This window comes from Pseudomonas gregormendelii, assembly GCF_017114825.1.
In the GTDB taxonomy this organism is placed as follows: domain Bacteria; phylum Pseudomonadota; class Gammaproteobacteria; order Pseudomonadales; family Pseudomonadaceae; genus Aquipseudomonas; species Aquipseudomonas gregormendelii.
This window is the reverse complement of sequence record NZ_JADEVO010000012.1, coordinates 54,071-67,681: the sequence shown is the minus strand read 5'-3', so window position 1 is coordinate 67,681 and position 13,611 is coordinate 54,071. Positions and strand designations below refer to the sequence as shown.

Genomic DNA, 13,611 nt, shown 5'->3' with positions numbered 1-13,611 from the left:
CTATCCTGATTACTTCGAGGAAATAGCGCCGTCCACCAGTGTCTGCGCTTCCGCAACCAGCAGCTTGAGGTGCTCGTCACTGACGAAGCTCTCGGCGTAGATTTTGTAGATGTCTTCGGTGCCGGACGGGCGCGCGGCGAACCAGCCGTTTTCGGTCATGACTTTCAGTCCGCCGATGGCCTGGTCGTTACCCGGTGCATGGCTGAGGATGCTCTGGATTGCTTCCCCGGCCAGTTGGGTCGATGTCACTTGGTCAGGCGACAATTTGCTCAGCAAGGCTTTCTGTTCCGGGTTGGCCTTGGCGTCGACCCGTACCGAGAACGGTTCGCCCAGCTCATCGGTCAGGGCGCGATAAGCCTGGCTCGGATCACGCCCAGTGCGGGCGGTCATCTCTGCAGCCAGCAATGCCGGGATCAGACCGTCCTTGTCGGTGCTCCAGACGCCACCGTCCTTGCGCAGGAACGAGGCACCGGCGCTTTCTTCGCCGCCAAAGCCCAGGGAACCGTCAAACAGGCCGTCCGCAAACCATTTGAAGCCGACCGGCACTTCATACAATCGCCGACCCAGGCGCTTGGCGACTCGATCGATCAGGCCACTGCTGACCACGGTCTTGCCCACGGCAGCGTCGGCGCGCCACAGTGGACGGTTCTGGAACAGGTAATCGATCGACACAGCGAGGTAGCTGTTGGGTGCCAACAGACCACCCGACGGCGTGACGATGCCGTGGCGATCGTGGTCCGGATCGCAAGCGAATGCCACGTCGAAGCGTTCCTTGAGGCCGATCAGGCCTTGCATGGCATGGCTGGACGAGGGGTCCATGCGAATCTGGCCATCCCAGTCAACCGTCATGAAGCGGAAGGTCGGATCCACTTGTTTGTTGACCACCTCGAGGTCGAGTTGGTAGTGATCGGCGATCGCTGACCAGTAACGCACCCCTGCTCCACCCAGCGGATCTACACCCAGGCGCAGCTTGGCGGCGCGAATGGCATCGAAATCGATCACGTTGATCAGGTCGGCGACATAGGTATTGAGGTAGTCGTGGCGATGGGTGGTCTCGACCTTCAAGGCTTGCTCGTAGCTGATGCGCTTGACGCCGGCGAGCTTGTTGCCCAGCAGTTCATTGGCTTTGGCTTCGATCCACTTGGTGATGTGGGTGTCAGCCGGGCCGCCATTGGTGGGGTTGTACTTGTAGCCCCCGCTTTGTGGCGGGTTGTGCGACGGCGTAATGACGATGCCGTCGGCCAGGCCCGAGGTACGGCCACGGTTGTAGCACAGGATGGCGTGGGAGATGGCCGGCGTTGGGGTGTATTCGTCACCCTCGGCAATCATTACGGTGACGCCGTTGGCGGCGAGTACTTCCAGGGCGCTGGCGCCCGCCGGAGTGGACAATGCATGGGTATCGATCCCGACGAACAGCGGGCCGTCGATGCCCTGCGCCTGGCGATACAGGCAAATAGCCTGGCTGATCGCCAGGACGTGCCATTCGTTGAAACTCAAATCGAACGAGCTGCCGCGGTGCCCTGAGGTGCCGAACGCGACGCGTTGGGTGGAGATGGCGGCGTCGGGCTGGCCGGTGTAGTAGGCCGTTACCAGTCGCGGGATATCGACCAACAGTTCTGCCGGTGCAGGTTTGCCCGCAAAAGGATTGAGTGTCATGCAAAACCTCTGGAATCTATTGGTTCGGGAATTGGATCGCAGTTTACTGGCAGTTTGACCACAACGCGATCAGATCGATCCCCCACGTGCACGACACCGGCTGCTTTGCTTAATCCAGCGACTCCAGGCGCAACGCGTCACCGAGCAAGCCGATGGCGGCCGACAGGTCATGATCGCCGCCGAAGGTATGGCTCAGACGCATGTGCTGCGCATGCAGTCCCTGCAAACTGAACAACTCGCCGGGGGCAATCAATACCTGGCGTTGCAGCAAGCGCTGGAACACCCGGCGCACATCCACCTGGCGCAATGAGCGTACCCAGATCGTTGCGCCGCCCTGGGGCTCGACAAAGCTCAGGGCATCGCCCAGTCGTTCGTTCAGCAACTGGCTCATCTGTACCGAGCGATCCTTGAGCAGGCGACGCAACACCTGAAGGTGCTGATCAATCCGCCCGTTGATGTACAGGCGTGCGATGGCTTTCTGGCGAATCGGCGACAATCGGAACGAGCGCAACAGAAATTGCCGTTGCAACTGCATGCGCAGTTGCCGCGAAAGCACATAGCCAAAGGGCGCCTCAGGCCCGATGATTTTTTCAAACGTTGAATAGACCAGCAGCCGATCAGGGTCCAGCAGGTCGCGAAAGCGCAGGCCGTCCGGATCGAAGCCGAGTTCGCCGTGGCAGTCATTTTCCAGGACCCAGCAGGCATGCCGCTCCAGCAGCCGCGCAATGGCGCGCCGGTTGTCCTCGGACGCCAGGCTGGCGCGGGGTATATTCAACCGCGAGGACAACAGCACCAGTTGCACCGGATTCAGCTGCAGCGCCCGTTCAAGCGTGTCGACATCCAGCTCGCCATCGGCTTGTACGGCCAATTCAACGACCTTGACGTCGGCCGACTCGAACAGGCGCAGCACGGGCCACTCGCAAGGCGATTCCACCACGACCGTGGAATGCCTGAGGCTCAGCACCTCGATGAGGATCTCCAGCACGCCACGCAGATCCGCGCCGATGTACACGTCTTCGGCGTGCCAGCAGCGCTGTGGCGAGGTGGTATACCGCGCCGCCAGTGCCGCCCGCAGTTCCAGTTCGCCGCAGGGCTGCGCTGACGATTGCGGCTGCCGCGGGTACTGGCGTAGCAGTTCCCGCTCGAGCAGCAGCAAAGGGCTGTCCAGGGGCTGCAACAGGGTCGGCTCGTCGGCGCTGAGCACCAGCATGGACGGGTTTCGGGCGTTGACGTAAACGGTTTCCAGCAGATCGTGACCATGACCCAGGGTGTCGATGGACGACACCGGCACTGCGGAGTACCCCGACTTGGCCAAGGAGTAAACCCGCCCCTCTTTCTCCAGTAGCGAGTAGGCAGACTGGATGGTCGAGATCGAGACGCTCAAGCGGTCGGCCAATTGGCGCAAGGAAGGGAGGCGCACCCGGGCGTCCCTGGCCGACTCATTGATCAGTTGGGTCAGGTAGCGGTAAACCGCCTGGTAGGCGAAGCCGGTTTCTCGCACGCCATTCAACGCCCCGTTGACCAGTCACTCGCTTGGGTGTTGCCCGTATCGCAGCTGATCGAGGACGCGCCTGGTGCATCTTCAACTGCCCGCTCCATGCGATAAAGCTTGCCAATCAACGCGAGCGGCAAGCCGCTGACATCCACCATCCATTGCAGGATCTGCTCGGGCACAGCGTGGCCTTGCATGGCTCGGTGCAAATCCGGCACGGCGATCAGCATCCCGGGATGGCACCGGCGCAGGAAACCCTCCAGCCTCGCGCCCTTGTCGACGAAAGGCGCGAACAGCAGGCACACCAGCTGCGCTTCGCTCAGGCCAAGATTCTTCTGCGCATATGCAGTGCCCAGGGCACGCTGTTCGGCATCCGTGGTGATTTGGCCAAACACTTGCGCAGCCTGCTGGCACAAGCCATCCGATAGCTGCTTGCGGCGCATCATGACCAGTGCTCGCTGGAAGAACTCGGCGACCCCTGATTCATAGCTGTCGCCGTGCATGAAACAGGCCTGTAAACCGCGTACATGAGCGCTCAGTTCAAGGCTGACGAGCTCATTATCGCTCGCGTAGGCCATCAGTCCGTCGGGCTGGAAGCCCAGGAATTCGGTCAGCAGCGGCCAGCGCTGCTCAAGATTGCTGACCAGCATGTCGTGTATGTCGATGAAGGTCGCGCGCCGGCAGGTTTCGAACAGTTCAGCGGGACGCCAGTGCGGCTGCATGAGCTCGGGCTCAAACCCCTGATAGTACTCCGGGCCGAGCTCATCGAGCAGCGTGAACAGATCTTCGTAGCCGTGTTCAGTGTACCGCGACGGCAAGAGGCCGGCCTTGGCGGTCGCCCGCTTGAAGCCGTACAAAAATTGCTTCTGCTGGCGTGGTGTTTCGCTACTGACCAAGGCGTCTACCCCACCATCCCACCGCGCGATCTGGCCATAGAACTCGCCCGTGGCGAGAAATCCGTTGTCCCAGAGATCAAGGGCATCATCGCTGTCGCGGCGATGTCCGACCATCAGCAGGTTCAGGCGGCTGACCTCGCGGCCGGCTTCGGATATTGGCGCTGGCTGAGTGAACGGCAGCACCTCACGATTGTCGGCCCTCAGCACTTCGACCCGCGGGTCGTCATAAAGGAACAAAGCGCTGTAACTGTTGTGGATGTTGTCCAGCGCGGTGGCGCTGACACCGCTCTGCTGCAACGACGCGACACGCAGCTGGAAGGTGGCCGGTGCGCGGCCGGCGATGCTCAACTGTGCTGCACGCAACAGCGCCAGGGTGTAACAACTGTCCCGGGACCCGGTCTGAATCACCAATACCTTGTAATCGGCAAGGCGCTCCATGCCACCTGCGGCAACTACCAGGCGCTGAATTAACAGCTGTAACGCCGTGCGTTCGGCGCGAGAGAAAAAACCCAGTAACCGTTGCAATATCTGTTGGTAGACATGGTTCATGGCTTGATCATGGATGCTGGTCATATTTATATACCTGGTGCTGGAAAATCGATATCACGACCCGCGCAAATAATTTTTGCGCAGCGCTTTGCCCGTTCCATTCTGACGACGGAGATTTATTACCAAATGCTAGCACTTAAAGGGACAAGACATTATTTGAAATAAATGAGCCGCGCCCAAGGCTTCATCACCGATAGTTTCAAAGAAACCGCTCAAAAGCCTTGAGTTAGAAGGCTTACTCTGCGTCCTAGGAAATATCCCACAATGTCTGACAGATAATTACTACGAGAATTTAGGAATAAAGCTACAAGTGCGTTTTTGATCACTGAAAGATGATCAACAGATTGTTTGGCGCATATCAACGGACTGTACTGAAAAGTAACAACTTGACACTCAGTCATGACACATTCCTTGAGATGAAAGCAATCGTTCAATTATCAAGGCTTACTGGCTGATTAGAAGATACAGATGGTGGGGAAAAACCAGTTCAGTTGCTGAACAGGCTGCCCGGAAGAGAAACAGGAGGTTTGTTTAAAACCCGAAAACAAAAAAGTCCGTGTGGGTCACGGACTTTTTCAGGGGGGGGGACGTCAGGCCGGTTCGACTTGAAGCGCGACCCGTTCGCGGCATGGGCATTCGTCCATGTAGCGGTGGGCTTCGACGAACTCGGCAAACGGGAACACCCGAGTCTTGAGTGGCAGCAGCACGCGGTCCGCCGTCAGCTGGTTGATATCGCGCAGGGCACGCTGCAGCGACACCTGGTCCTGGACGATGCCCAGTTCCGGCTTGCCGGTGAAGTTACCGATGCAGTGGACGAAGAACTGAATGTTCTTCTGGAACGCTGCACAGGCCGGGAACGGCGTCTGGTTGCCCCCTTGCAGACCGTACAGCACCAGGCTGCCACGGGGTGCAAGGACATCGCCGAGCATTGACATCTGCGGGCCACCCAAGCCATCGAACACCACGTCAACGCCACGGTTATCGGTGATCTTGTTGATCTGCATCAGCAGATCCTGTTCCTCGGTGACGATGACTTTTTCCGCCCCGAGGGACAGCAGGTTTTCCCGCTCTTCGGCATTCTTCGTCGCCGCGATAACCCGTACGCCCAACGCCTTGCCCAGTTGTACAAAAGACGGACCGGCACAGTGGCTGGCGTCAGTGACCAGGGCGAACTGGCCGGGTTTGACCCGTGCCAGGTCGACATAAGCAAAATAGGCGATCAACAGCGGCGTGTAGTGCACGCTGGCTTCAACCGGGCTGAGTACATCCGGGTAACGGGTCAGCGCAGTGCGTGGCAGTACAATCTGTTCGCCGTACACCGGGTAATCATTCGGGCTCTGCGCCGGGAAGCTGGCAACCTTGTCTCCCACTTCCAGATCGTCGACGCCCTCTCCGAGCGCCGTGACCACGCCAGACATTTCATGCCCCAGGCCCGAAGGCAGGCGAGCATGAGAGGGAGCCAGGTTCTGGCGCCAGAGAATGTCGTACCAGCTGATGCCAATCGCCTCGACGCGCACCTGCACTTCGCCCGGCGCGGGCAAAGCAGCCGCATGCTCTTCGCATTTGAGCACCTCGGCCGGACCAAACTTGTGAAAACGGATCGTGCGTGACATCGCAAACCTCGTCAAAGAAACCTCTAATGCCCCGAACTCTATATGGGCTTTGTAGCCAAGACTATCAGTGGCTATTAATAGTCGACATGCCTGTCATTGATTCCGCACCCTCGAAAGGATCAACGGTTGGCCAGGACATGGGCGAACTGCATCGGTAAAAATGAATTATTCGGTGCAGAGTACCAGCCTTTCCCCGTAAGATTCATGCCGGTCATTGTTCTCATATGACCGCCCCCGTCAAGCCTTGACTCTGCCAGGACTCCAGATGAATCGTAATGACCTGCGTCGTGTCGACCTGAACCTGTTGATCGTATTCGAAACACTCATGCACGAGCGCAGTGTGACCCGCGCTGCGGAGAAATTGTTCCTTGGCCAGCCCGCGATCAGCGCCGCGCTCTCGCGCCTGCGGGGGTTGTTCGATGATCCGTTGTTCGTGCGCACCGGCCGCAGCATGGAGCCTTCCGCACGGGCGGTGGAGATCTTCGCCCTGCTCTCCCCGGCACTGGATTCGATTTCCACGGCCGTCAGCCGCGCAGCAGAATTCGACCCAGCCACCAGCACGGCGGTATTTCGCATCGGGCTGTCGGACGATGTCGAATTTGCCCTGCTGCCGATGCTGCTCAAGCGCCTGCGCGCCGAATCCCCAGGGATCGTGCTGGTAGTGCGCCGCGCCAACTACATCCTGATGCCGGCCCTGCTGGCTTCGGGCGAGATCTCCATCGGCGTCAGCTACACCGCCGACCTTCCGGCCAACGCCAAACGCAAGGTGCTGCGCCGCAGCATGCCCAAACTGCTGCGTGCCGATACGGTGCCGGGCCCCCTGAGCCTGGACGACTTCTGCGCCCGCCCCCATGCCCTGGTGTCGTTCGCCGGTGACCTCAGTGGCTTTATCGATGAAGAGCTGGAAAAACTTGGGCGCAAGCGCCATGTCGTGCTCGCGGTACCGCAGTTCAACGGCTTGAGCACGTTGCTGTCCGGGACGGATATTGTCGCCACCGTGCCCGATTACACCGCCGATGCTCTGACTGCCGCCGGCGGCGTGCGCGCCGAGGACCCGCCTTTGCCAGTGCGCAGTTTCGAACTGCATATGGCCTGGCGTGGCTCGCAGGACAACGATCCTGGAGAACGCTGGTTGCGCTCGCGCATCCAGATGTTTTTCGGCGATCCGGACAGTCTTGAGCTACCGGGGCATTAAAGGCCGAAAGCCGGTTTAGATTAGCGGCAAAAAGCAAGACGGCCTTCGCCCGACCCATGACGACCGACTCATTGTCGGGCAGAGACCAATCCTTACACGTCCCGCAACAAACAATTACCATCAAGCATATTGATAGCCCCCTAACGAAAGGCGCATGCTAGAGGGCTGAATTGATTCTTATATCATTCCGAATGATAGTTACCTTCGCTTCATTCGATTCGTGCGATACAACCCCGCCGATCATCATCCGTCCATTCTTAATACATTGGCGGATGCATCCATGGAACAGTCACTCAAACATTTGCGCTTCCCGTTGGCCATGCTGGCCGTACTGGTGATGAGCGCCTGCGGCAAGACGCCGGAGACAGCGGCCGCCATGCCAGCTGCCAAGGTCAGCGTGGCCAAGGTGCTGGAACAGCCAGTCAACGAATGGGACGAATTCACCGGGCGCCTCGAAGCGCCGGAGACCGTGGAAATTCGTCCGCGGGTTTCCGGGCAGATCGATGAAGTAGCCTTCACTGAAGGCGCGCTGGTCAAGAAAGGTGACCTGCTGTTCCAGATCGACCCGCGTCCGTTCCAGGCAGAGGTCCGCCGCCTCGAAGCCCTGGTTGCGCAATCGCGCGCCAACGCCACCCGCAGTGAGAACGAAGCCCAGCGCGGTGAACGCCTGCGCAGCAGCAATGCGATTTCCGCAGAGCTGGCCGATTCGCGCACCAGCGCTTCGCAAGAAGCCCGCGCAGCCGTCGGCGCCCTGCAAGCGCAACTCGACCTGGCGAAACTGAACCTGAGCTTCACCCGAGTCACCGCGCCTATCAGCGGTCGCGTCAGCCGTGCGGAGATCACCGCCGGCAACCTGGTGACGGCCGACACCACGGCGCTGACCAGCGTGGTTTCCACCGATAAGGTCTATGCCTACTTCGACGCCGACGAGCGCGTGTTCCTCAAGTACACCCAGCTGGCGCGCCAGGGCAAACGCGGTGCAACCACTCCGGTGTACCTGGGCCTGTCCAACGAAGACGGCAACCCGCATCAGGGTGTAATGAACTTTGTCGACAACCAGGTCAACCCGAAAACCGGCACCATCCGTGGTCGCGCGGTATTCGACAACACTGACGGCGCCTACACCCCGGGCCTTTATGCGCGGCTGAAACTGGTCGGCAGCGGCACCTACTCCGCCGTGTTGATCAACGATGAAGCGGTCGGTACTGACCTGGGCAAGAAGTTCGTGCTGGTGATGGATGGCGACAACAACACCGCTTACCGCGCGGTCGAGCTGGGGCCGAAGATTGAAGGGTTGCGCATCGTGCGCAGCGGCCTGAGCAAAGATGACACGGTGATCGTCAAGGGCCTGCAACGTGTACGTCCCGGCTCACCGGTCACCCCTGAAGTGATTCCGATGGCCAGCGAGCAAACCCTCGCGGCACTCGCCCAACAACGACAAGCGCTGGAAGCCAGCAACCTGCCACAAGTCGCACCTGCCAAGGTCGCGCCGGGCTCGGTTGTGAAAGTGGCTGCCGCGACTCCACGCGGTTAAGGGACGACAACTCCGATGAATTTTTCCCAATTCTTCATATCCCGGCCGATTTTCGCAGCGGTTTTGTCGCTGCTGATCCTGATTGCCGGTGCGATCTCGCTGTTCCAGTTGCCCATCAGCGAATACCCGGAAGTGGTACCGCCGACCGTCGTGGTGCGCGCCAACTTCCCTGGTGCCAACCCCAAAGTCATCGGTGAGACCGTGGCGGCTCCCCTGGAGCAAGCCATCACCGGCGTCGAGAACATGCTGTACATGTCCTCGCAGTCGACCGCCGATGGCAAGATCACCCTGACCATCACCTTCGCCCTGGGTACCGACCTGGATAATGCGCAGGTGCAGGTGCAGAACCGCGTCACCCGTACCGAGCCCAAACTTCCCGAGGAAGTGACGCGCATTGGTATCACCGTAGACAAGGCTTCGCCCGACCTGACGATGGTCGTGCACTTGACCTCGCCGGACAAACGCTACGACATGCTGTACCTGTCCAACTATGCCCTGCTCAACATCAAGGATGAGCTGGCGCGCCTGGGCGGTGTGGGTGATGTGCAGCTGTTCGGCATGGGCGACTACTCCCTGCGGGTCTGGCTCGATCCGAACAAGACGGCTTCGCGCAACCTCACGGCCACCGATGTGGTTACCGCCATTCGCGAGCAGAACCGCCAGGTGGCAGCCGGTGCCCTGGGCGCCCCGCCCGCACCGAATGCCACGGCGTTCCAGTTGTCGGTCAATACCCAGGGTCGCCTGGTGTCCGAGGAAGAGTTCGAGAACATCATCATTCGCTCCGGGGACAACGGTGAGATCACCCGTCTCAAGGACATCGCCCGGGTTGAATTGGGTTCCAGCCAGTACGCCCTGCGTTCACTGCTGAACAATCAACCGGCAGTAGCGATTCCGATTTTCCAGCGTCCTGGTTCCAACGCCATCGAAATCTCCAACCAGGTCCGCGACAAGATGGCGGAGCTGAAGAAAAACTTCCCGGAAGGCATGGACTTCAGCATCGTCTATGACCCGACGATCTTCGTGCGAGGCTCCATCGAGGCGGTGGTTCACACCCTGTTCGAAGCACTGATCCTGGTCGTACTGGTGGTGATCCTGTTCCTGCAAACCTGGCGCGCCTCGATCATTCCGTTGGTGGCGGTGCCGGTATCGCTGATCGGTACCTTTGCGGTTATGCATTTATTCGGCTTCTCGCTCAACGCCCTGTCGTTGTTCGGGTTGGTGCTGGCCATTGGTATCGTGGTGGACGACGCCATCGTGGTGGTGGAGAACGTCGAGCGAAATATCGGACTGGGGCTGACCCCCGTCGAGGCCACCAAGCGTGCCATGCGCGAAGTGACCGGGCCGATCATCGCCACGGCACTGGTGTTGTGTGCGGTGTTTATTCCGGCGGCATTCATTTCCGGCCTCACCGGGCAGTTCTATAAACAGTTCGCCCTGACCATTGCGATCTCGACGGTGATCTCGGCGTTTAACTCGCTGACCCTGTCGCCGGCGCTGGCGGCGGTATTGCTCAAGAGCCATGACGCACCCAAAGACCGCTTCTCCCGGGGGCTCGACAAGTTGTTCGGTGGCTGGTTGTTCCGTCCATTCAACCGCTTCTTCGACAAGGCCAGCCATGGGTATGTCGGCACGGTGGCGCGGGTTATCCGCAGCAGCGGTATTGCCCTGATCCTGTACGCCGGCCTGATGGTGCTGACGTTCTTCGGTTTCGCCAACACGCCGACCGGTTTCGTACCCGGCCAGGACAAGCAGTACCTGGTGGCATTTGCACAACTGCCGGATGCGGCGAGCCTGGATCGCACTGAAGACGTGATCAAGCGCATGTCCGACCTGGCCCTGAAACAGCCTGGCGTGGACAGTGCGGTTGCCTTCCCTGGCCTGTCGATCAATGGTTTCACCAACAGCCCGAACGCCGGCATTGTGTTCGTCACGCTCAAACCGTTCGACGAGCGCAAGGACCCAAGCATGTCTGCCGGCGCCATCGCCGGTGCTTTGAACGGCCAGTTCGCCGGGATCCAGGAAGCCTACATGGCGATCTTCCCGCCGCCGCCGGTACAAGGCCTGGGCACCATTGGCGGTTTCCGCCTGCAAATCGAAGACCGGGGCAACCTGGGCTACGACGAGCTGTACAAGGAAACCATGAACATCATCAACAAGAGCCACAACGTGCCGGAACTGGCCGGCCTGTTCACCAGCTACACCGTGAACGTGCCGCAAGTCGATGCAGCCATCGACCGGGAAAAAGCCAAGACCCACGGCGTGGCGGTCAGTGACATCTTCGACACCCTGCAGATCTACCTGGGTTCGTTGTATGCCAACGACTTCAACCGCTTTGGTCGCACCTATCAGGTCAATGTCCAGGCCGAACAGCAGTTCCGCCTCGAACCGGATCAGATCGGCCAGCTCAAGGTGCGTAACAACAAGGGTGAAATGATCCCGCTGGCGACGTTCATCAAGGTCAGCGACACCTCGGGGCCGGACCGCGTCATGCACTACAACGGCTTCATTACCGCTGAGATCAACGGTGCGGCAGCCCCGGGCTACAGCTCCGGACAAGCGGAAAAAGCCATCGAAAAACTGCTCAAGGAAGAACTTCCGAACGGCATGACGTACGAATGGACCGACCTGACCTACCAGCAGATCCTGTCCGGCAACACCGCGCTGTTCGTGTTCCCACTGTGCGTACTGCTGGCGTTCCTGGTACTGGCGGCGCAGTACGAAAGCTGGAGCCTGCCTCTGGCGGTGATTCTGATCGTGCCAATGACCCTGCTGTCGGCGATTGTCGGTGTGATTGCCTCCGGCGGCGACAACAACATCTTTACCCAGATCGGCTTGATAGTGTTGGTGGGGCTTGCCTGTAAGAACGCGATTCTGATCGTCGAGTTTGCCAAGGATAAACAGGAGGAAGGCATGAGTCCGCTGGCGGCGGTGCTCGAAGCCTGCCGCCTGCGTCTGCGGCCGATCCTGATGACCTCCTTTGCGTTCATCATGGGTGTGGTACCCCTGGTGTTCTCCAGTGGTGCTGGCGCCGAAATGCGGCACGCCATGGGTGTCGCGGTGTTCTCCGGGATGCTTGGGGTGACCTTCTTCGGCCTGTTGCTGACGCCGGTGTTCTATGTGCTGATTCGTAATTTCGTGGAGCGCGGCGAACAACGCAAAGCGGCCAAGGCCCTGAAACTGGAGGCGCAACAATGAGCCTGAAAGCCTTCCTGCCGAGCCTGCTGGTGCTGGCCCTGAGCGCCTGCGCCGTAGGCCCGGACTATCAGACGCCTGCGACGGAGCCGGCCCATATCACGGCGGCGACCGAAGGTACTGGCGGCCAGAAAAACTTCGACCGCTCGCGTTTCGAAGGCATCTGGTGGCAGCAATTCGAAGATCCGACCCTCAACCAGTTGGTGGTCCAGTCGCTGCAAGGCAACCGCGACTTGCGAGTGGCTTTTGCGCGCTGGAAAGCCGCCCGGGCGATTCGTGACGATGTCAGCAATGACGCCATGCCCACCATCACCAGCCGCGCCAGCAGCGACCTTGGCAAGGGGCAGATTCCAGGCCAGACCACCAGCCGGGTCAACAGCGAACGTTACGACCTGGGCCTGGACATGGCCTGGGAGATTGATCTGTTTGGCCGCATCCAGCGCAACCTGGAGTCGGCCGATGCTGAACAGCAAGGGATCGAGGCCGATCTGTACCAGCTGCAAGTCACCATGATTGCCGAGCTGGTCGATTCCTACGGTCAGCTGCGCGGCGCACAGCTGCGAGAAAAGATAGCCCTGGCCAACCTGAACAATCAGCAGGAGTCGCGCAAGATCACCATCAGCCTGCGTGATGCCGGCGTCGGTGATCAGCTTGATGTCGAGAGGGCCGATGCACGCCTGGCATCGGTTGAAGCCAGCGTGCCGCAGTTGCAAGCCGAGCAGGTGCGGCAGAAAAACCGCATTGCCACTCTCCTCGGTGAGCGCCCCGACAAATTGAGTGTCGACCTCGGCCCCAAAGATCTGCCCGCCATCGCCAAGGCTTTGCCGATCGGTGATCCGGGAGAGCTGTTGCAACGCCGTCCCGACATCCTGAGTGCCGAGCGCCGGCTGGCGTCGGCCACTGCGCGGATTGGCGTGGCCAAGGCCGATCTGTTCCCCCGGGTCAGTCTGAGCGGCTTCCTTGGCTTTACCGCCGGGCGTGGTTCGCAGATCGGCTCCGCAGCGGCCAACGCCTGGGCGCTGGGCCCAAGTATTACCTGGGCGGCGTTCGACCTGGGCAGCGTGCGCGCCCGTTTGCGCGGTGCCGATGCTGATGCCGAAGGCGCGCTGGCGACCTATGAACAGCAGGTGCTGCTGGCACTGGAAGAATCGGAAAATGCGTTCAGCGACTATGGCAAACGCCAACAGCGCCTGATTTCGTTGATTCGTCAGAGTGAATCAAGCCGTGCGGCCGCCGACCTGGCGCAAATCCGTTACCGCGAAGGCACGGCCGACTTCCTCGTGCTGCTCGACGCGCAGCGTGAGCGCCTGGCAGCAGAAGATACCCAGGCCCAGGCCGAGGTCGATCTCTATCGCGGCATCGTCGCGATCTACAAGGCCCTCGGCGGCGGTTGGGCACCGGAGACGGTCGCCAGTCAGTAACCGCTTCAAGAGCCCCTTTGGTTGGCCGCAACCAACCGATTGTTTAACCCCGCGCCTCATCCG

Annotated in this window: 8 protein-coding genes; 4 read left to right on the top strand and 4 right to left on the bottom strand. The window is 60.3% G+C overall.

The features are described 5' to 3' along the window. Positions 1 to 9 precede the first annotated feature (9 nt). The 4 genes from pgm to IMW75_RS10740 form a co-directional block, all read right to left on the bottom strand. Positions 10 to 1,656 (bottom strand): phosphoglucomutase (alpha-D-glucose-1,6-bisphosphate-dependent), encoded by a 1,647-nt coding sequence (gene pgm / locus IMW75_RS10755; RefSeq protein WP_205892593.1) that lies wholly within the window; start codon positions 1,654 to 1,656, stop codon positions 10 to 12. 109 nt (positions 1,657 to 1,765) lie between these two features. Further along, a complete protein-coding gene (locus tag IMW75_RS10750) occupies positions 1,766 to 3,166 on the bottom strand; it encodes an aminotransferase-like domain-containing protein (RefSeq protein ID WP_205892592.1) in 1,401 nt (466 codons plus the stop codon). Continuing rightward, a complete protein-coding gene (locus IMW75_RS10745) occupies positions 3,163 to 4,617 on the bottom strand; it encodes a hypothetical protein (protein WP_082069132.1) in 1,455 nt (484 codons plus the stop codon). The genes IMW75_RS10750 and IMW75_RS10745 overlap by 4 nt, the downstream gene beginning before the upstream one ends. Before the next feature lie 566 nt (positions 4,618 to 5,183). Next, positions 5,184 to 6,206, bottom strand: coding sequence for a zinc-dependent alcohol dehydrogenase family protein (locus IMW75_RS10740; RefSeq protein WP_045058371.1), 1,023 nt, complete (start codon positions 6,204 to 6,206; stop codon positions 5,184 to 5,186). Positions 6,207 to 6,471: 265 nt separating this feature from the next. On the opposite strand from IMW75_RS10740, the gene IMW75_RS10735 reads away from it, so the two are divergent. The 4 genes from IMW75_RS10735 to IMW75_RS10720 all read left to right on the top strand — a co-directional run bounded on the left by IMW75_RS10735 (position 6,472) and on the right by IMW75_RS10720 (position 13,548). Beyond that, on the top strand, positions 6,472 to 7,401 hold the full coding sequence (locus tag IMW75_RS10735; RefSeq protein ID WP_045058370.1) for a LysR family transcriptional regulator: 930 nt from the start codon (positions 6,472 to 6,474) through the stop codon (positions 7,399 to 7,401). A gap of 280 nt (positions 7,402 to 7,681) precedes the next feature. Next, complete coding sequence (gene mexE, locus IMW75_RS10730) at positions 7,682 to 8,935, top strand: multidrug efflux RND transporter periplasmic adaptor subunit MexE (protein WP_045058369.1); 1,254 nt, start codon at positions 7,682 to 7,684, stop codon at positions 8,933 to 8,935. Positions 8,936 to 8,950: 15 nt separating this feature from the next. Further along, positions 8,951 to 12,130: an efflux RND transporter permease subunit gene (locus tag IMW75_RS10725; protein ID WP_205892591.1), complete on the top strand. Its 3,180-nt coding sequence runs from the start codon at positions 8,951 to 8,953 to the stop codon at positions 12,128 to 12,130. After that, positions 12,127 to 13,548 (top strand): efflux transporter outer membrane subunit, encoded by a 1,422-nt coding sequence (locus tag IMW75_RS10720; protein ID WP_045058367.1) that lies wholly within the window; start codon positions 12,127 to 12,129, stop codon positions 13,546 to 13,548. Before IMW75_RS10725 ends, IMW75_RS10720 begins: the two co-directional genes overlap by 4 nt. The last annotated feature ends 63 nt before the right edge of the window (positions 13,549 to 13,611 follow it).